We start from the raw sequence: 17929 nt of genomic DNA on the forward strand, positions 1-17929 counted from the left end.
ACCGGGCCACCGTGACCCCCGGCCACCGGCGCGCCCGCGACCGCCGGACGACCGCACCACGGAACGGGGACACCACATGCCGACACCGGCCACCGACCGGGAACACCCGCACCTCACGCCGCTCACCGGCCGCGAACGCGAGGTGCTCCACGCGCTCGGCCACGGTCTGGACGACGCCGGGATCGCCGCCACCCTCGGCCTGCCCGCCCCGCTGGTGACCGCACAACTGGAAGGGATCCTGCGCAAATTGGGCCTGCGCGACCGCACCGCCGCCCTCGCCCACACCGCCGACCGCGCCCTCGTCGTCCCCGGCCTCGGCCCGCACCGGACGGCGCCGGACCTCGCCCTGCCGCCCGGCCCACGGCTGCGGATCTCCCTGCTCGGCCCGTTGCGGGTCCGGCTCGCCGGGCGCCCCGTCGACGTCGGACCCGTCCGCCAGCAGGCCGTCCTCGCGGCGCTGGCGCTGAGGTCCGGACGCTCGGTCAGCCGCCGGGAGTTGCTCGACGGCGTCTGGGGACTGGAGTCGCCGGACGCCGACGTCGTCCCGGTCTACGTCTACCGGCTGCGCAAACCCCTGCGCTTCGGCACCTGCCCGGACTCGGTGATCCGGCGCGACCGGTACGGCTACGGGCTGGCCCACGGCGTCGCCGAGGTGGACGTGGCCCGTATGGAGGACGAGGCCACGGCCGCCGCGACGGCCGCCCGCGCCGGGGATCTGCGCACCGCGGTACGGCACAGCTCCCGGTCGCTGGAGCTGTTCCGCGGCGAACCGCTGGCCGGGCTGCCGGGCCCGCTGGCCGAGACGGAACGGATGCGGCTCGCCGAACGCCGGGTCGCGCTGGCCCGGCGGCGCGCCGAATGGCTGCTGCGGCTCGGCCGGGTCGCCGACGCGGTCGCCGCCCTCACCACACTGGCCTCGGAGGAACCGCTCCACGAACCGGTCGCCGCCCTCCTGATGCGCGCCCTGCACCACGGTGGCCGCCGGGCCGAGGCGCTCGCCGTCTTCGACCGCACCGCCCGCCACCTCACCGGCGACCTCGGCGTCCCGCCGGGCGAACTCCTGCTGCGCGCCCGGTGGTCGGTCCTGCGCGACGACGCCACGGCGCGCGACACCGACCGGGCGGGCGCCGCCTGACCGCCCCGGCGCCGCCGCACCACCGGCCTCCGGACACCCCTCCCCGTACGCCCGCCGCGCCCGCGCCGGGCGCCGACCACCGCCGCCCGCAACGGCCGACCCGGCCCCGTTTCCTGCCCGTTCACGCCGATTTCGCCCGCTGTTCCCGCGGCCCGCGAAGGCGACGGCCGCGCACCGCCAGACTGTCCGGCGGACGCGCTCTCCGGCCAGTCCCACCCCGGCGTTCCCCATCTCTACGGCGGTGTCCGGGCGTTGAGGTGACACGGGTGTGACCGGCGCCGTACGGGCCGAACACGGGACGGACACGAGTGCACCGGTTCCGTCACAGAGTTCCTGACCCGGGTGTCAGGACCGCGTCAGTGCTGGGTAGCGTGGCCGGGTGAGCGAGAAGACCCTGCAGCATCGCATCGACGGCCCCGCCGACGCCCCCGTCCTCGTCCTCGGCGCTTCGCTCGGGACGACGTGGCACATGTGGGATCGGCAGATCCCGGATCTGACCCGGCAGTGGCGGGTCATCCGCTTCGATCTGCCCGGTCACGGCGGTTCGCCCGCCTATCCCGCCTCCTCGGTCGCCGAACTGGCCGACCGGGTCGCCGCCACCCTCGACGCGCTCGGCGTGGACCGCTTCGGCTACGGCGGCTGCTCCCTCGGCGGCGCCATCGGCATCCAGCTGGCCCTCACCCGCCCGCAGCGCGTCACCTCGCTCGCCCTGGTCTCCTCCTCACCGCGGTACGGCACCGCCGACTCCTGGCGTCAGCGCGGGGTGGTCATCCGCACCAACGGCCTCGACCCGATCGCCCGGACCGCGCCCGAGCGCTGGTTCACCCCGGGGTTCGCCGCCGCGCAGCCCGCCATCGTCGAGTGGGCCGTACAGATGGTGCGCACCACCGACCCGGGCTGCTACATCGCCGCCTGCGAGGCGCTGGCCTCGTACGACGTCAGATCGTCGCTGGGCAGAGTGGGCGTGCCGACCCTCGTCGTCGCCGGTTCGGAGGACCAGACCACGCCGACCACCGACGCCCGCAGCCTGGTCGCCGGGATCCCGGACGCGAGCCTGGCGCTGGTGCCCGGCACCTCCCACCTCGCCCCGGTCGAGCAGCCCGCGGCCGTCACCGAACTCCTCATCCGCCACTTCAGCACCGCCTGGCACGACAAGCCGTCCGCGGGCGGGCAGCCGGCCATCGGGGCGGCGGCGCCCAAGCCGCAGCTGGCCGCCGCCGCGCAGGCCGCGCCCGCCGCGATCGAGGCGGGGCTCGTCCAGCCGGAGGCGGTCCGCGGCAGCGCGTACGAGCGCGGGGCGAAGGTCCGCCGCGAGGTGCTGGGCGATGCGCACGTCGACGCGGTCGAGGAGGCCACCGACGCGTTCTCCGGCGAGTTCCAGGACCTGGTGACCCGCTACGAGTGGGGCGAGACCTGGACGCGCCCGGGCCTGGACCGCCGCACCCGCAGCATCATCACGCTCACCGCGCTGGTCGCGGGCGGCCACCACGGCGACATCGCCGCACACACCCGCGCCGCGCTCCGCAACGGCCTGACGCCCACCGAGATCAAGGACATCCTGCTGCACACCGCCGTGTACTGCGGCGTCCCCGCGGCGAACGCCGCCTTCACCGTCGCCCAGCGGGTGATCCGCGAGGAGACCACGCCGGAGGGGTGAGCCGGGCGCGGCCGGGCCCGGGGCGGCAGGATGGCGTCATGGAACTGACGAAGAAGACCCACTCCTGTGTCCGGCTGGAGAAGGACGGGCGGGTGCTCGTCATCGACCCCGGAGGCTTCAGCGAGGAGGACGCGGCCGTCGGTGCCGAGGCCCTGCTGGTCACCCATGAGCACGCCGACCACTTCGACGAGGGACGGCTGCGCGCGGGCATGGCGGCGAATCCGGCCGCCGAGATCTGGACCCTGGCGTCCGTCGCCGAGCAGCTGTCGGCGGCGTTCCCGGGCCGGGTGCACACCGTCGGCGAGGGCGACACCTTCACCGCCGCCGGTTTCGACATCGAGGTCCACGGCCAGCTGCACGCCGTCATCCACCCCGACATCCCGCGGATCACCAACGTCGGCTACCTCGTCGACGGAACGGTCTTCCACCCCGGCGACGCGCTCACCGTCCCCGAGGGGCGGCGGATCGACACCCTGCTGCTGCCGGTGCACGCGCCCTGGAACAAGGTGTCCGAGGTCATCGACTACGTCCGCGCGGTCGCGCCCCGCCGCGCCGTCGACATCCACGACAGCCTGCTGCGCGACCACGCCCGGCCGATCTACGACGGTCTGCTCGGCAATCTCACCGCCACCGACCACGGCCGCCTGGCGCCCGGCACCGCCACCGGCCCGCTCTGACACCCGCGGCCGTTGTCGGTGGTGCGCTGTAGGTTTACCGGCATGCGCATCGCGACCTGGAACGTCAACTCGATCACCGCCCGCCTCCCGAGGCTGCTGGCCTGGCTGGAGAACACCGGCACGGACGTGCTGTGCATCCAGGAGACCAAGTGCTCCCCGGAGCAGTTCCCCACCGACCAGCTGAAGGAGCTGGGCTACGAGTCCGCGGTCACCGCCACCGGCCGGTGGAACGGCGTCGCGCTGGTCTCCCGGGTGGGCCTGGAGGACGTCGTCTCCGGTCTGCCCGGCGGCCCGGCGTACGACGGCGCCGAGGAGCCCCGCGCGGTCTCCGCCACCTGCGGCCCGATCCGCGCCTGGTCGGTCTACGTCCCCAACGGCCGCGAGGTCGACCACCCGCACTACGCCTACAAGCTGGAGTGGCTGGCGGCGCTGCGGACGGCGGTCACCGAGGACGCGGCGGGCGGCCGGCCCTTCGCCGTCCTCGGCGACTTCAACGTCGCGCCGACCGACGCGGACCTCTGGGACCCGGCGGCGTTCGTCGGCCAGACGCATGTCACCGACGCCGAGCGCGAGGCGCTGGCCACCCTGCGGGGCACCGGTCTGAGCGATGTGCTGCCCCGCCCCCTCAAGTACGACCACCCCTTCACCTTCTGGGACTACCGCGCCCTCGGCTTCCCGAAGAACCGCGGGATGCGCATCGACCTCGTCTACGGCAACGCCGCCTTCGCGGGCGCGGTGTCGGACGCCTATGTGGACCGCGAGGAGCGCAAGGGGAAGGGCGCCTCCGACCACGCGCCGGTCGTGGTCGACCTGGATCTCTGACGGAGCCGGAGGCGTGCGGGGCGAGGGCCGGGGCCCGCGCCCCGGGGCGGCGGCACCGGCCCCCGGCCCGCGCCCCCGCCCCGTACGCCTCACCCCTGGCCCGGCACCAGCTTCCGCAGGTCCACCGAGGTGGCGAGCGCCGCGAGGCCCGCGTCGCCCGGGTGGAGATGGTCGCCGCTGTCGTAGGCGGGGAGCATCCGCTGCGGACGGGCCGGGTCGCGGACCACGGCGTCGAAGTCCAGCACCGCGTCGAACGCCGCGCCGGGCGCGCGCAGCGCCGCGTTGACCGCCTGCCGCCGCTCCTCGACCTGGGCGGTGCAGTCCTGGTACCCCTCGCAGGGCGTCACCGTCGCCGCGATCACCCGCAGCCCGTGCGCGTGCGCCCGCCGGGCCAGCGCCCGCAGCCCGTCCACCACCTCCGGCGCGGAGGTACCCCACCGCACATCGTTGATCCCCTCGAAGAGCACGACGGTACGGGCCGAGGTCTGCGCCAGGACGTCACGCTGCCACCGGTGTCCGGCGCTCACCCCGCCCATGTCGGTGCTGACGCCGTCGCCGGTGTAGCGGTCGGTGACCACGCGGTTGGCGGAGATGCCCTGGTTGAGGACGCCGTAGCGGGGGAGCGTGTCCTGCTGCCGGAAGCGGCGGGTGAGGACGTCGGGCCAGCGGCGGTTGGCGCCGCCGGTGGAGCGGACCCCGTCGGTGATCGAATCGCCCAGCGTCACGATCGACCCGGGCCCGCCGGTGACATCCACGCCGGTCAGGAACGGCCAGGTGGTGAGGGTCTCGGGGAAGGCGCCGCCGCCCGTGTCGGCGGTGCGGTCCCCGGCGCCGGACGCGCTGAGGTACGAGGTCTGCGCCGCCTCCTGGTGCACCGGCGCCGCTGTCACCGTCCCCGGCAGATGGACGCTGACCAGCAGATCCCGCCCGGCGGGCACGGCGAAGCCGAGCGGATCGCCGACCACCTCGGCACCGGCCGGGACGCGTACGCCGCGCTCCCCGTGGAAGGTCAGCCGCCGCGGCGCGCCGTCGGCCGCCGCGCCGTCACCGCGGACGGCGATGCTCGCGGCGCCGAGCGTCACCGGCGCGGCGGCGAAGGTGTTGGCGAACCGCACCCGGACCCGCTGCCCGCCCGCGCCGGAGTGCACCACCAACCGCAGCGTCCGGTCCCGCCACGGTCCGACCGCCGCGTAGCCGGAGGTGCTGGTCGCCCAACTCCCCGTCCACCCCTGGTCGTTGCGGCGCACGCCGAGTGCGAAGACGTGCAGCGCCGCGCCGGAGGCGGTGGCCCGCGGCAGCTGTACGGAGGCGACGGCGCGGCCCGCCCGCAGCGGCACGGTCACCGCGTACAGCCGGGCCGGTCCGGCGACGGTGCCGCGCCCGGTGACCAGGTGCGGCAGCGTCACCGCCGCGGTGGCGGTCGGGCCGGAGCGCCAGTCGGGGGCGGTCAGCCGGTAGCCGCTCCGTGAGCCGTCGCGGTAGCGGACGGTGCCGCTCCCGGTGGCGGCGGCGCCGGTGCCGGTCGCGGCGGTCAGGAAGGTCAGCGCGCCGCCCGTGCCGTGGACGGCGATGGTCTGGCCGTTCGCCACCACGTTGTCGGGCCGTCCCGCGGTGGCGCGCGGCCAGGTCAGGGTGGTGGCGTCGAGGTCGAGGGCGCGGCCCGGCGTCCAGTCGGCCGCCGACAGATCGGGTGCGGCGAGGGCGTTGCCCGCACCGTCGAAGTCGGCGGCGCCGGGTCTGGAGCCGCCGCCGACCGCGGTGTTGTCGTAGAGATGCGTCAACGGCCGGGCTTTGGGAGCCTGTTGTGCGGCGGCGTCCGCCGTGGCCGTCGGCAGCGTCGCGGCGGCGGTGAGCAGCGCCAGGGCGGTGCACAGATGTCGTACGCGCATCGGTCGTTCCCTCCGTGAGACATGGGGTGCGAGAGGGTCCGCGCCGCCCGCCCGGTACGGCGGCGGGCGGCGCGCGGTGCGGACTTCCCCTGATGAAACGGGCGTTCCGGTGAGAGGTGGCGGCTGTCGGATCCGGCAGATCAGACCGGAGCGCCGTGAAAGGGGGGAGAAGGGAAGGGGGCGTCGGGATGACGAACGGCGGTCGGCGGTTGCCGCGCGCCTGTGGCCGGGCCCGGCGGACGGGTGGGACCCTGCACCCCATGAACATGCATTTTCTGGACAAGTGGCGCAAGGGTCCGGGCGCGCACCGTACGGCGGTGTCGCCCGCGGACGCGGTGCGCGAGGATCCCGAGGCCGTCGCCGAGCTGCTGTCCGAGTGCGAGCTGCTACGCGCCGAGGCCGGTCACGCCGGGGTCGAACTGGACGACTCCGCCGCGTCGTTGGAGGCGCTCGACCAGCTGCAACCGGTCTGGCGGGACGATCCGGAGGTGCTGCCCTGGCTCGGCAACGACGCGGGTCTCTACCTCGGCACCGTCCTCGTCCGCACGGTGCCCGGCGCGCGGTGGCGGCTCTGGCCGGACGGGCAGCCGGTGGTGTGTCTGGCCTCCGGCCGGGAGATCGACGTGGCGTCCGCCGGGCACGAGTGGGCCGACGACGGGGCGCCGGAACTCTCGCAGGTCTACGCGGAGGTCGCGGAGAGCTGACCGGACCGGGCGGCCCCGCCGCGTCCCGGTGTGCCGGTGCGCCCCGGCGACCGCGAGGTGGCCCCGTCGGCGGGCGGCCCCCGGTCCGGCCGCGGCTCGGCGGCGAGCCCCGCCCCCGGAGCGCTCCCGCCCGCCCCGCCGATTCCACTCTCCTCACCGCCCCCGTGCGTGTCAGCGGAGAACTGTCGGATATGTCCCGGTAAGTTGCACACTCTCCGCTGTACGGATGAGAGTGAGCAGACTGCATGGCCGGTGAGGCGCTGATCGAACTGCGCGGGGTCAACAAGCACTACGGGAAACTCCATGTCCTCCAGGACATCGACCTCACCGTCGGCCGCGGCGAGGTGGTGGTCGTCATCGGCCCCTCGGGCTCCGGCAAGTCCACGCTCTGCCGGACCATCAACCGCCTGGAGACCATCGAGTCGGGCACCATCACTCTGGACGGCACCCCGCTGCCCCAGGAGGGACGGGCGCTCGCCGGGCTCCGCGCCGAAGTCGGCATGGTCTTCCAGTCCTTCAACCTCTTCGCGCACAAGACCGTCCTCGACAACATCACGCTGGCCCCGGTCAAGGTCCGCAGGCAGAAGAAGGACGAGGCCGCCCGGCGCGCCCGCGAACTCCTCGACCGCGTCGGTCTCGCCGCCCACGCCGACAAGTACCCGGCCCAGCTCTCCGGCGGCCAGCAGCAGCGCGTCGCCATCGCCCGTGCCCTGGCCATGGACCCCAAGGCGCTCCTCTTCGACGAGCCGACGTCGGCGCTGGACCCGGAGATGATCAACGAGGTGCTGGAGGTCATGCAGCAGCTCGCCCGGGACGGTATGACGATGGTCGTCGTCTGCCGAATTCCCACCGACGGCGCCCGGGCCGCACCCTCACCGCCCTGCTGCTCTGCGCACTCCTCACCCTGGCCGCTGCCGCCTGCGGCCGCGAGGGATCCCCGCCCGCCAAGGGCCCGAGCGCCGAACAACTGCCGCACTATGCCGTGAACACCGGCTTCAAGCTGCCCGAATCGCCCACCTGGCGACGGGCCGAACGCCGCGGCCACCTCGTCATCGGCGTCAAGGAGGACCAGCCCTACCTGGGCGAACGCGACCCCGCCAGCGGCCGCTACTCCGGCTTCGACATCGAGATCGCCAAGATGATGTCCGCCTCCCTGGGCTTCGCCCCCGCCACCATCGACTTCCGGACCATCGCCTCCGCCAACCGCGAGACCGCGCTGCAGAACGGTCAGATCGACATGTACGTCGGCACGTACACCATCAACGCGATGCGCAAGAAGCAGGTGGGCTTCGCCGGGCCGTACTACATGGCCGGGCAGGGGCTGCTGGTCCGCGCCGACGAGGACAACATCCACGGCCCGCAGGACCTGGCCGGGAAACGCGTCTGCTCGGCCGCCGGGTCCACCCCCTACCAGCGCATCAAGGCCGACTACCCCAAGGCGGTCCTGGTCGCGTACGACACCTACTCGATCTGCGTCGACAACCTCCTCACCTACCAGGTCGACGCCGTCACCACGGACGACGCGATCCTGCTGGGCTACGCGGCGAAGGCGCCCGACGAGCTGAAGGTCGTCGGCAAGCCCTTCTCGAAGGAGCCGTACGGGATCGGCGTGCCGCGTGAGGACACCGCGCTGCGGATGGCGCTCAACGACGCGCTCGCCGCCCGGCAGCGGAACGGCGACTGGAAGAGGGCGTTCGAGGCGACGTTGGGCCTCTCCGGGGTCCCGGCGCCGAAGCCGCCGCCGATCGACCGCTACCCGGGCTGAGAAGGAACCGACCGATGAACGTTCTCCTCGACAACTTCTCGCTCTACGGCAAGGGGCTCCTCGGCACCGTCGAACTCACCGTCTACGCCTCGCTGCTGGCGCTCGCCCTCGGTCTGCTGATGGCCGGGTTCCGGGTCGCGCCGGTCGCCTCGCTCCGGGTCTTCGGCACGGTCTGGGTGACGGTGCTGCGCAACACCCCGCTGACCCTGCTCTTCTTCGCGGTGGTGCTGGGGCTGCCGCGGTTCGGGCTGGTGCTGCCGTTCCAGCTGTTCGCCGTCCTCGCGCTGGGCTGCTACACCTCCGCGTTCATCTGCGAGGCGGTCCGCGCGGGCATCAACACCGTGCCGAAGGGCCAGGGCGAGGCGGCCCGCAGCCTGGGCATGACCTTCCCGCAGACCCTCGGCGACGTGGTGCTGCCGCAGGCGTTCCGCTCGGTGATCCCGCCGATCGGCTCGACCCTGATCGCGCTGGCCAAGAACTCCGCCATCGCCGGGTCGTTCAGCGTCGTCGAACTGCTCGGCACCTACAAGACCCTCAACGAGCTGGGCTACAGCATCGTCTGGTCGTTCGTCTGGATCGCCGTCGGCTATCTGCTCGTGACCCTGACCATCAGCGCGCTCTTCAACGTGCTGGAGAAGCGCTGGGGAGTCGCCCGATGACCACCGCCCTCTACGACGTCCCCGGACCGCACACCCGGCGCCGCCACCGCACCTACGGCATCGCCGCCACCGCCGTCCTGCTGGCCCTGATCGGCTGGATCCTCTACCTCCTCTTCGACACCGGCCAGTTCACCGCCGCGAAGTGGACGCCCTTCCTCTACAAGGGAATCCAGGAACTGCTGCTCAAGGGCCTGGGCAACACCCTCAAGGCGTTCGCCTACGCGGCGGTGCTGTCGCTGGCGCTCGGCGCGGTGCTGGCGTCCGGCCGGCTCTCCGAGCACCGCGCGGTGCGCTGGGTGTCCACCGTGCTGGTCGAGTTCTTCCGCGCCATGCCGGTCCTCGTCATGATCTTCTTCGTCTATGTGGCGCTGAAGGCGGAACCGCTGGTCGCGCTGGTCAGCGGGTTGACCCTCTACAACGGCTCGGTGCTCGCCGAGGTCTTCCGTACCGGCGTGAACGCCGTCGAACGCGGCCAGGGCGAGGCGGCGCAGGCGCTCGGGATGCGTAAGACGCAGGTCATGACGCATGTGCTGGTCCCGCAGGCGGTCCGGGCGATGCTGCCGACGATCATCAGCCAGCTGGTGGTCGCCCTGAAGGACACCTCGCTGGGCTTCCTCATCACCTACGAGGAGTTCCTGCACGCGGGCAAGCTGATCGCCTCCAACCTCGACTACGACCTGCCGTTCATCCCCGTCGTCATGATCATCTCGCCGATCTACATCGGCCTGTGCATGCTGCTCTCCGCGCTCGCCACCTGGGTCTCCCGGCGGCAGCGGCGCAACCCCAAGGTGGAGGCGGCCGAGGTCGGGCCGCCGGAGCCGGGCACGCTGCTGCCCGGCGCCGGACAGCATCCGGCGCCGCCGCGGGAGTGACCGCGACGGCGCCGGACGGCCGGTCAGCCCAGCCGGAGCGGGAGCGCCGTCAGCCGCCAGCTGCCCGGGCGCGGTAGCCGCACCAGCTCCTCGGGGGCGACGGCCAGCGACAGGTCCGGGTAGTGCGCCAGCAGCCTGTTGAACGCCACCTCGCCCTCCTGCCGGGCCAGCGTCGCGCCGAGGCAGTAGTGCATCCCGTGGCCGAAGCCGACGTGGTTCTCGGGCTGGCCCGCCGGGTGACGGGTGAGGTCCAGCCGGTCGGGGTCGTCGTAGTGGCGCGGGTCGAAGTTGGCGGAGACCAGGATCGGCTGGACCGCGTCCCCCTTGGCGATCCGCACCCCGGCGATCTCGACGTCCTCTGTCGCGTACCGCAGCTGGGTGCCCTGGACCGGGCCGCACCAGCGCATCAGCTCGTGCACCGCCCGGGGTGCCAACTCCGGGTCCTCGCGCAGCAGCCGCAGCTGGTCGGGGTGGGTGAGCAGGGCGGCGGTGCCGTTGGCGAGGAGATGGGCGGTGGTCTCGTGGCCCGCCAGGACCAGCGTGAACACCATGGTGGCCATCTCGGTGTCGCTGAGCCGGTCGCCGTCCTCGTCCTGCGCCCGGATCAGATCGCTGAGCAGATCGTCGGTGAGCGCCGCGCGGCGGCGCCCGATCAGCTCGTGGATGTGCTCGACCATCAGCGGCAGCGAGCGCCCCAGCCGCTCCGGCTCCATCGAGACCAGATCGGCGCCCCAGCTGCGCCACTGCACCCGGTCCTCCTCCGGGATGCCGACGAGTTCGCAGATCACGGTGATCGGCAGCGGGTAGGTGAAGTGCTCGATGAGGTCGACGACCCCGTCCTCGGCGTGCTCGGGCAGGCGGCGCAGCAGCTCGTCCGTGATCTGCTCCACCCGCGGCCGGAGCGCATTGATCCGGCGCGCGGTGAAGGCGCGCGAGACCAGACGGCGCAGCCGGGAGTGGTCCGGCGCGTCCTTGTTGAGGATGGATTCCGTGAGGTGCTGCTTTGTCCCCTCGGGGATGCCGAACGTCCTCAGCGTCCGCGTCAGCGGGTCCTCACCCTCGGCGCTGCCGCTGGCGTGCGAGCGGTCGTTGGCGAACCGCGGGTCCCGCAGCACCGCGCGGACGTCGTCGAAGCGGGTGATGAACCAGATCGGCGAATCGTCGAGGAACCGGCCCCGGACGACCGGGCCCTGCTCCCGCAGTGCGCCGTAGCCGCTGAACGGGTCCGTGAGCAGCGTGGGGTCCATGACGTTCGGCTCGCCCGGGTGCTTGCCGACGTGGGCGGAGAAGGCGGCGGGCACCGCGTTCGGTTCGGTGGACGGCTTCGCAGACATCGTGTTCTCCTCCGGTCGGGAGTCAATCGCGCAGCTGACGGCGCATTTCCTCGGCGCTGAGCCGGGCGACGTGTTCGTACAGCGCGATGACCGCGGGTGCGGCCAGGGTCGCTGCCGCCCGGACGCCGGGCAGGTCGCCCGGGTCGGTGACGGAGCCGGCCGGGGTCTCCAGCGCGGCGCGCAGGGTGCGGGCGAGAAGGTCGGCGCGGTGCCCGGCGGTCTCCGGGGCGCGCCCGTCGCGCAGCGCCTCGGTGGTGAAGAAACCGCTGAGCACCGCGGTGAACGTGTGCAGCTGGTCGGCGGTGCTCAGATCGTCACGGACCAGACCGTGGGTACGCAGGATCTCCAGATGGCGCAGGACCGCGTCGGTGGTGTGGTCCATCAGTTCGGCCAGTTCCACGGTGGCGATGTCGGTGAGACGGCCCAGGACGTTGGTGTTGTCGGTGTGCAGGGCGCGCAGTACCGGGCTGGTCAGGAAGTCGTGGAAGTAGCCGCGCGCCATCCGGCTCGGCAGCGCCTCCAGCGGGGACTCCCGCTGCCGCGACAACTGCCGTCGGAGCGCGGCGTTCTTGCTGTCCAGGAGCACCGCGAGCAGCAGTGCGTCCTTGGTCTTCCAGTGCAGGTAGACGGTGCCTTTGCCGACACCGGCGCGGTGGGCGATCTCGTCGATGGTCACCCTGCGGTAGCCCCAGGACACCAGGAGTTCCCCCGCCACCCGGAGAATCCGCTCCCCGCGCCCCGGCTGCTCCATCGCCGTACCCCCGTCCGTGCCGTGACCAGATTTCCATTCTGGTCACGTGGTCAAAGGTACGGCGGCCCGCACCGCCCGCACAGTCAACTTCCGGCCACGCCGGACGGGTTGAGCCGCGCGGGGCGCTGTCAGTGGCCGGTTGTAACGTTCCGTAGTGACCGCACCGGAGCGGTGCGGTCGGGCCCTGCAGGGGAGCGGAGCGAGGGGTGGGATCAGTCGTGGATCGGCACGGAGAGCGACGAGGGGTCGGACGCCGGGGAGGAGAGGGTGAGCTTCGCGCCGCTCGGGTTGTGCGCGATGTAGAGCGGGTCCACGGTGTCCACGACCACCGCGAGCCGGTGCCCGGCGGGCACGTCGTACGCGGTCGAGAAGAGGTCCAGATCCACACCGAAGGGGGTGCCCGGCGTCCGGTCGTGGAAGGTGTACGGCGCGTGGGTGACGAGCTTGCCGATGCCGAGCGCGTCGACGTCGTAGAGGTAGGCGACGGCGGTGCCGCTCTCCGCGGTGCCGGTCAGCGTGGTGTGCAGGGTCGCGGTGCCGCGGATGTGCTGGGTGGTGCGGTAGGGCTCGGACTGCCAGACGGCGGCGAGCGAGCGGGGCAGCAGCGGGATCGAGGCGGTGGGCGGCAGGTGGAGGAACTGGTCCAGCACGCTGGAGAGGAAGATCAGCCCGCCGTCGGCGCCGGAGTCCAGACCGGTGCGGAGGGTGTGGGAGCCGTCGAGCGCGATCCGCCGCTGGCCCGATGTCACCTCCCGCCAGCTGCGGTAGCCCTCGTAGCCGCCCGTGGAGCGGGGCTTGAGCTGCACCGGCGCCGCGCGGTCGATGCCGTTGTCCGTGCCCTTGAGGTAGTGGTCGAACCACTCCCGGGCGTGCGACCAGGTGTCGTTGGGCAGTCCGAAGAGCCCGAGCCCCTCCGCCGTGGCGTGGTCGCCGGGGCGGAACTCCAGCCGCTTGGGGCCCTTGAGCTTCTCGAAGAAGTCGGCGTACTGATTCGGCGGGAAGAGCGAGTCGCCCCAGGCGTTGCCGAGCATGATCGCCGCGCCGTTGGCGTTGATGCGGTCGACATAGGTGGCGGGGGAGCGCTTCTTCCCCCAGGCGATCATGTCCTTCTCCTTGGCGAGGTTCGAGCCGAGGAAGTCCTTGAGCACGGAGCGGAGTTCCGGCCCGGGCCGCCCGGTGAGCGCGCCCGAGGCGCCGAGCATCGCGGTCGCCTGGAGGTGCTGGGTGCGTCCGCTGTAGATGGAGTCGATGAGGTCGGCCCAGCCGCTGAGCGCCGTGACCGCCCGCACCCGCCTGTCCTGCGCCGCGGTCAGCAGGCTGATACCGGCGCCGTAGGACACCCCGCCCATGCCGACCTTCGCCGGGTCGGCGGGGGTGTGTGCCAGCGCCCAGTCGATCACCTTGGAGGCATCGGCCACATCCCGCGGCCCGGCCGTCTCGATCTCCCCGCCGGACTGCCAGAAACCGCGCACGTTGTACCCGATGACGACATAGCCCGCCGCGGCCAGCTTCCGCGCCTGCGCCAGATACTCGACCTGCGGCATGCTCCAGCTCGTCGGCAGCACCACGAGCGGATACCGGCGGGAGCCGTCGGCGTCCGCCGGGGTGGTGACGTTGGCCTTCAGCGTGACACCGCCGTCGCCGGTGATGTCGACGAACCGTACGGCGGGCGCCGCGGCACGCCCCTGCTCGGTGGTGACCGCGCCCGCGGCGGGGGCCACGGTGAGGGTGGTGGTGGCGAGTACCGCGGCGCAGACGGCGGCGGTCGCGGCGCGCAGCGCCGTGCGGGAGGGCGTCATCTTCTGCTCCAGACCGTGAGGCGTACCGCCGGACGCGGTCCGTCCGGCGGGGCCCGGACACCTCCGGCACGGAGGTGCGGGCGGCGCCCGCGAGCCCCTGCCGACAGGGCGCGACACCCGGCGTGCGAGGTGAACAGGAGAGTACGGCGCGTGACTTACCGGTGGTAACCCGACAGTAGGTTACGTGTGGGTAACGTCCGGTGCGGGCCGACGGCGTGACGAGGAGGGCACGGTGACGGGACGACGGCGATCAGGAGGCGGAACGGTGCAGCGGGAAGTCCACGGGGACGGCGCCATCGGGAGAGACACGGCTGCCCCGGGCGGGGGCGGGTCCCACGGTGGCGATGAGCGGCGCGGCTGCCGTGGCGACGGCGGCGAGGTGGGAGCGGGGGCGGGAGCCGGAGCGGCAGTGGAAGCGGGCGACGGCGCCCACGGCACCGGCCACCGTGCGGCCGGATACGGCGACGCGGGGGGCGCCACGGTCGGAGGCGACGCCGCGGCCGGAGGCGACGGTGCAGGGATCACTGCGGTCGGAGGCGACGCCGCGGAGAGCGCCGCAGCCGGAGACGGCGGAGCATGGAGCGCCGCAGCCGGAGACGGCGGAGCATGGAGCGCCGCAGCCGGAGACGGCGGAGCATGGAGCGCCGCAGCCGGAGACGGTGGAGCAGGGGCCATCGCGGCCCGAGGCGACGCCGCAGAGAGTGCCGAAGTTGGAGATGGCGGCGCATGGAGCGCCACAGCCGGAGGCGACGCCGCAGGGGCCGCCCCCACCCCCTTCGATCTGGGGGAGCGTCGTGCCTGGGCGGGGCGGGCGGTGGCGTATGAGGCGGGGTTCGGGCGGCTCTGTGCGCACACCGTTCCGCTGCTGCTCGATGCGGCGGGGGTGCGGGCGGGGACCGTCCTGCTGGATGTCGGGTGCGGTACGGGCACGGTGGCGGTCGCGGGGCTCGCGCGCGGGGCGCGGGTGACCGCCGTCGACGCGGAGGACGGCATGGTCCGCCGTACCGCGGTGGTCGCCGGGGGCGCCGCGGTCCACCGGGCCGCGCTGCCCCGGCTGCCCTTCGCCGACGGGGTGTTCGACGCGGCGGCGGGCAACTTCGTCCTCAACCACGTCGGGCGCCCCCGGGAAGCCCTCGCCGAACTGTGCCGGGTGGTGCGGCCCGGCGGCCGGATCGCGCTCACCGTCTGGGCGGTGCCCGCCGCCCCCGGGCAGACGCTCCTCGGCCGGGCCGTCGCCGCGGCGGGGGTCGCCCGTCCCGGCGGCTTCCCGGCGCCGGCACCGCAGGACGACTTCCCGCGCACGGCGCCGGGGTTGGCCGGGCTGCTGCGCGGCGCCGGGCTGACCGGGGTGGCCTGCCGGTCCGTCGTCTGGAACCACCGTGCCACCCCGGAGGAGTGGTGGCGGGGCCCGGCCGCCGGGGTCGCCACCATCGGGCAGACCGTGATCAGCCAGGGCCCCGAGGTCACCGACCGGATCGCCCGTCACTTCCGGCGCCTGGCGCTCCCGTTCACCGGCCCGGACGGGCGGCTCGTCCTTCCGCACCGGGCGCTGCTGGCGTTGGGGGTGGTGCCGGAGCGGACGGGCGCGGGCCCGGGCCGGTGTGGCGGTCAGAGGCCCAGGTCGGGGCCGAAGACCTCGTAGTGCAGGTCGGCCGGGCGCACGCCCGCGGCCAGCAACTGTGCGCGGGCGGCCTTCATGAACGGCACCGGGCCGCACAGGTAGGCGACGGTGCCGGACGGGATCTCCAGCGCGCCGAGGTCCATCCGCCCCTGCCGGACGGTCGGCGTCCGCCCGTCGGCGGAGCCGGTCGCGTCCGGGCCGGTCGCTGTGGTTCTGGGCTCCGGACGCTCGTACCAGACCTCCGCCGTGGCGTTGGGCAGCTTGTCGACGAGGTGGCGGAGGTCGTCGCGGAAGGCGTGGGTGGCGGGGGTGCGGTCGGCGTGGGCGGCGATGACGCGGCGCGGCGAACCGGCGGCGGCGAGGTGGGACAGCATCCCGATGGCCGGGGTGCAGCCGATGCCCGCGGTCGCGAAGAGCAGCGGCCGGTCGCCCTCGGCCATGACCACATCGCCGAAGGGCGCGCTCACCCGCAGGGTGTCGCCCTCGTGGACGTGGTCGTGCAGATGGCCGGAGACCTCGCCCGCGGGGTGCGTGGCACCGGCCGCGCCCGCCGTGCCGGGCACCCGCTTCACCGAGAACTGCAGCCCGCCGTCCGGCTGCCCGGAGAGGCTGTACTGGCGTATCTGGTGGGCCCCGTCGGCCAGTTCGACCTGGACGGAGACGTACTGCCCGGGCAGCGACGGCGGCACCGGACGGTCGTCGGTGGGCCGGACGAAGAACGTCGCGACGTCCGCGGTCTCCGCCACCCGGCCGACGACCCGGTAGGTCCGCCAGGTGTCGCCGTCCGGGGTACCGGCCGCCGCGTACAGCCGTCGTTCGGCGGCTATCAGCCCGTTCGCCATCAGCCAGTACACCTCGTCCCAGGCGGCGGCGACCTCCTCGGTCACCGCATCGCCCAACACCTCGGCCAGCGCGGCGAAGAGATGCTTCCGGACGATCGGGTACTGCTCCTCGCGGACGCCGAGGGAGGCGTGCTTGTGCGCGATCCGGTCGAGGAGGGCGTCCGGCCGCTCGTCGGGGTGGTCCAGCAGATGCGTGGCGAACGCCGCGATCGATCCGGCGAGCGCCTCGCGCTGGGTGCCGTCGGCCTGGTGGGCGCGGTTGAAGAGATCGCGCAGCAGCTCCGGGTGGGCGGCGAAGAGCTTCTCGTAGAAGAGCGGGGTGACCTCGCCGATGGCGGCGGCCACGGCGGGCAGGGTGAGGCGGACGGTCTCGGCCGATTTCGGCGACAACATGGAGGACTCCTGCTTTTCGGGAGGGCGGTACGGAGGGGAACCGCGGGGAGGAAGGGGGCGGGTGAGGGGGAGGAGTGGCCGGGGGCGCCTGCACGGAGATCAAATGTGCATGTGAGATGCGTATTTTTAGCCGTGCGGGGATGCCGGAGGGGTGAGGGTGAGGGGGCGGGTGGTCAAGTCCGGTCGGTCGGGCCGGGGTCGGGGTGGAGCGTCGGCAACGGCCTTACGGGGGAAGGGGGTTCGGCGGGGCGCCCGGATCGCGAGGTCGGATCGCCCGGCCGGTGCCGTCCTCAGCCCGGTGGTCGTGGCGAGAGGGTGATCAACAAGGGGCCGGTGGGGGGCTGGACCAGATCGTCGATCGTCAGGGGATCCAGGGAGGCGTAGAACGCCTCCTGGGCCGTGCGCAGGGCACCGCGCAACCGGCAGCCGCCGCGCAGCGGGCAGCCCGGTCCGTCCTCGCAGCCGACGACGTCATGGACGCCCTCCAACTCCCGGACCAGCCGCCCGAGCGAGGTGGTCCGCCCCGTCTCGGTCAGGGTCAGACCGCCGCCGCGCCCCCGGCGTGCCTCGATGGCGCCGAGGTGCTGGAGCTTGCTGACGACCTTGGCCGCGTGGGTGTACGGGACGTCGACCGCGGCGGCCACCTCGCGGGTGGTCGGCGCGTCGCTGCCGTCGCCGATGACCGCCAGACGCATGGCGATACGTAGGGCGATGTCGGTGCTCTTGGTGAGTCGCACGGTCACCACCGTACAGAAGTGGTATCTCCAATACCAATTTCACATGCGGTGGCCGGAGCGGCGCCGCGGGGCGGGTGGCTCAATCCCGGTGGCCCGCGCTGAGCTGCTTTGACGTGCTGATCAGGGTCTCCTTACCGTCGATCATGTGCCGGTCGGTGGGGGGTGCGGACCGCGGCGGGGGAGTGCGCGTGACGCGGTTCACGGCGGTGCCCGGCGCGACGGCGACCACGGCGATCGGCGGCGTTCGTGGCCACCGTCAAGAGAATGAGGAA

16 protein-coding genes and 1 pseudogene are annotated in these 17929 nt (G+C 73.5%); 10 read left to right on the top strand and 7 right to left on the bottom strand.

All coding sequences use genetic code 11. The features are described from left to right. Positions 1–76: 76 nt before the first annotated feature. The 4 genes from IF23_RS0105230 (at position 77) to IF23_RS0105245 (ending at position 4291) form a co-directional block, all read left to right on the top strand. The gene (locus tag IF23_RS0105230; RefSeq protein WP_037677363.1) at positions 77–1135 is read left to right on the top strand and encodes a BTAD domain-containing putative transcriptional regulator; all 1059 of its coding nucleotides are present in this window, start codon (positions 77–79) and stop codon (positions 1133–1135) included. A 379-nt stretch (positions 1136–1514) separates the two neighbouring features. Next, a complete protein-coding gene (gene pcaDC / locus IF23_RS0105235; RefSeq protein ID WP_030280310.1) occupies positions 1515–2792 on the top strand; it encodes a bifunctional 3-oxoadipate enol-lactonase/4-carboxymuconolactone decarboxylase PcaDC in 1278 nt (425 codons plus the stop codon). 38 nt (positions 2793–2830) lie between these two features. Continuing rightward, positions 2831–3469, top strand: a complete 639-nt coding sequence (locus IF23_RS0105240; protein WP_030280312.1) for an MBL fold metallo-hydrolase — start codon at positions 2831–2833, stop codon at positions 3467–3469. 42 nt (positions 3470–3511) lie between these two features. Continuing rightward, positions 3512–4291 carry an exodeoxyribonuclease III gene (locus IF23_RS0105245; protein WP_030280314.1) on the top strand — a complete coding sequence of 260 codons (780 nt, stop codon included), beginning with the start codon at positions 3512–3514 and terminating at the stop codon, positions 4289–4291. A gap of 89 nt (positions 4292–4380) precedes the next feature. On the opposite strand, the gene IF23_RS0105250 is transcribed toward IF23_RS0105245, so the two are convergent. Continuing rightward, positions 4381–6180: an SGNH/GDSL hydrolase family protein gene (locus IF23_RS0105250; protein WP_030280316.1), complete on the bottom strand. Its 1800-nt coding sequence runs from the start codon at positions 6178–6180 to the stop codon at positions 4381–4383. Between the two features lie 260 nt (positions 6181–6440). Between IF23_RS0105250 and IF23_RS0105255 the strand changes: the two genes are divergently transcribed. The 5 genes and pseudogenes from IF23_RS0105255 to IF23_RS0105275 all read left to right on the top strand — a co-directional run bounded on the left by IF23_RS0105255 (position 6441) and on the right by IF23_RS0105275 (position 10180). After that, positions 6441–6884, top strand: a complete 444-nt coding sequence (locus IF23_RS0105255) for a DUF6278 family protein (RefSeq protein ID WP_030280318.1) — start codon at positions 6441–6443, stop codon at positions 6882–6884. Positions 6885–7144: 260 nt separating this feature from the next. Next, positions 7145–7720 (top strand): annotated as a pseudogene (locus IF23_RS0105260) (amino acid ABC transporter ATP-binding protein); the annotation flags it as partial. Between the two features lie 44 nt (positions 7721–7764). Continuing rightward, positions 7765–8649 (top strand): glutamate ABC transporter substrate-binding protein, encoded by an 885-nt coding sequence (locus tag IF23_RS0105265; protein ID WP_078653795.1) that lies wholly within the window; start codon positions 7765–7767, stop codon positions 8647–8649. Between the two features lie 14 nt (positions 8650–8663). Continuing rightward, the gene (locus tag IF23_RS0105270; RefSeq protein WP_030280324.1) at positions 8664–9308 is read left to right on the top strand and encodes an amino acid ABC transporter permease; all 645 of its coding nucleotides are present in this window, start codon (positions 8664–8666) and stop codon (positions 9306–9308) included. Continuing rightward, complete coding sequence (locus IF23_RS0105275) at positions 9305–10180, top strand: amino acid ABC transporter permease (RefSeq protein WP_030280326.1); 876 nt, start codon at positions 9305–9307, stop codon at positions 10178–10180. Before IF23_RS0105270 ends, IF23_RS0105275 begins: the two co-directional genes overlap by 4 nt. A gap of 23 nt (positions 10181–10203) precedes the next feature. On the opposite strand, the gene IF23_RS0105280 is transcribed toward IF23_RS0105275, so the two are convergent. The 4 genes from IF23_RS0105280 to IF23_RS34335 form a co-directional block, all read right to left on the bottom strand. Beyond that, positions 10204–11514 (bottom strand): cytochrome P450 family protein, encoded by a 1311-nt coding sequence (locus tag IF23_RS0105280; RefSeq protein ID WP_245654896.1) that lies wholly within the window; start codon positions 11512–11514, stop codon positions 10204–10206. 22 nt (positions 11515–11536) lie between these two features. Continuing rightward, positions 11537–12265 (bottom strand): TetR/AcrR family transcriptional regulator, encoded by a 729-nt coding sequence (locus IF23_RS0105285; RefSeq protein WP_030280330.1) that lies wholly within the window; start codon positions 12263–12265, stop codon positions 11537–11539. Between the two features lie 212 nt (positions 12266–12477). Further along, positions 12478–14064: an alpha/beta fold hydrolase gene (locus IF23_RS0105290; protein WP_030280332.1), complete on the bottom strand. Its 1587-nt coding sequence runs from the start codon at positions 14062–14064 to the stop codon at positions 12478–12480. A gap of 250 nt (positions 14065–14314) precedes the next feature. After that, on the bottom strand, positions 14315–14509 hold the full coding sequence (locus IF23_RS34335) for a hypothetical protein (RefSeq protein ID WP_169749985.1): 195 nt from the start codon (positions 14507–14509) through the stop codon (positions 14315–14317). A 369-nt stretch (positions 14510–14878) separates the two neighbouring features. On the opposite strand from IF23_RS34335, the gene IF23_RS0105300 reads away from it, so the two are divergent. Continuing rightward, positions 14879–15706 (top strand): class I SAM-dependent methyltransferase, encoded by an 828-nt coding sequence (locus IF23_RS0105300; RefSeq protein WP_245654897.1) that lies wholly within the window; start codon positions 14879–14881, stop codon positions 15704–15706. On the opposite strand, the gene IF23_RS0105305 is transcribed toward IF23_RS0105300, so the two are convergent. Together IF23_RS0105305 and IF23_RS0105310 are read right to left on the bottom strand one after the other, a co-directional pair. Further along, the gene (locus IF23_RS0105305; protein ID WP_030280338.1) at positions 15673–16920 is read right to left on the bottom strand and encodes a globin domain-containing protein; all 1248 of its coding nucleotides are present in this window, start codon (positions 16918–16920) and stop codon (positions 15673–15675) included. The genes IF23_RS0105300 and IF23_RS0105305 overlap by 34 nt on opposite strands. Positions 16921–17210: 290 nt before the next feature. Further along, the gene (locus IF23_RS0105310; RefSeq protein WP_030280340.1) at positions 17211–17657 is read right to left on the bottom strand and encodes an RrF2 family transcriptional regulator; all 447 of its coding nucleotides are present in this window, start codon (positions 17655–17657) and stop codon (positions 17211–17213) included. Between the last annotated feature and the right edge of the window lie 272 nt (positions 17658–17929).

Source organism: Streptomyces catenulae (genome assembly GCF_000718015.1).
GTDB classification, from domain to species: domain Bacteria; phylum Actinomycetota; class Actinomycetes; order Streptomycetales; family Streptomycetaceae; genus Streptomyces; species Streptomyces catenulae.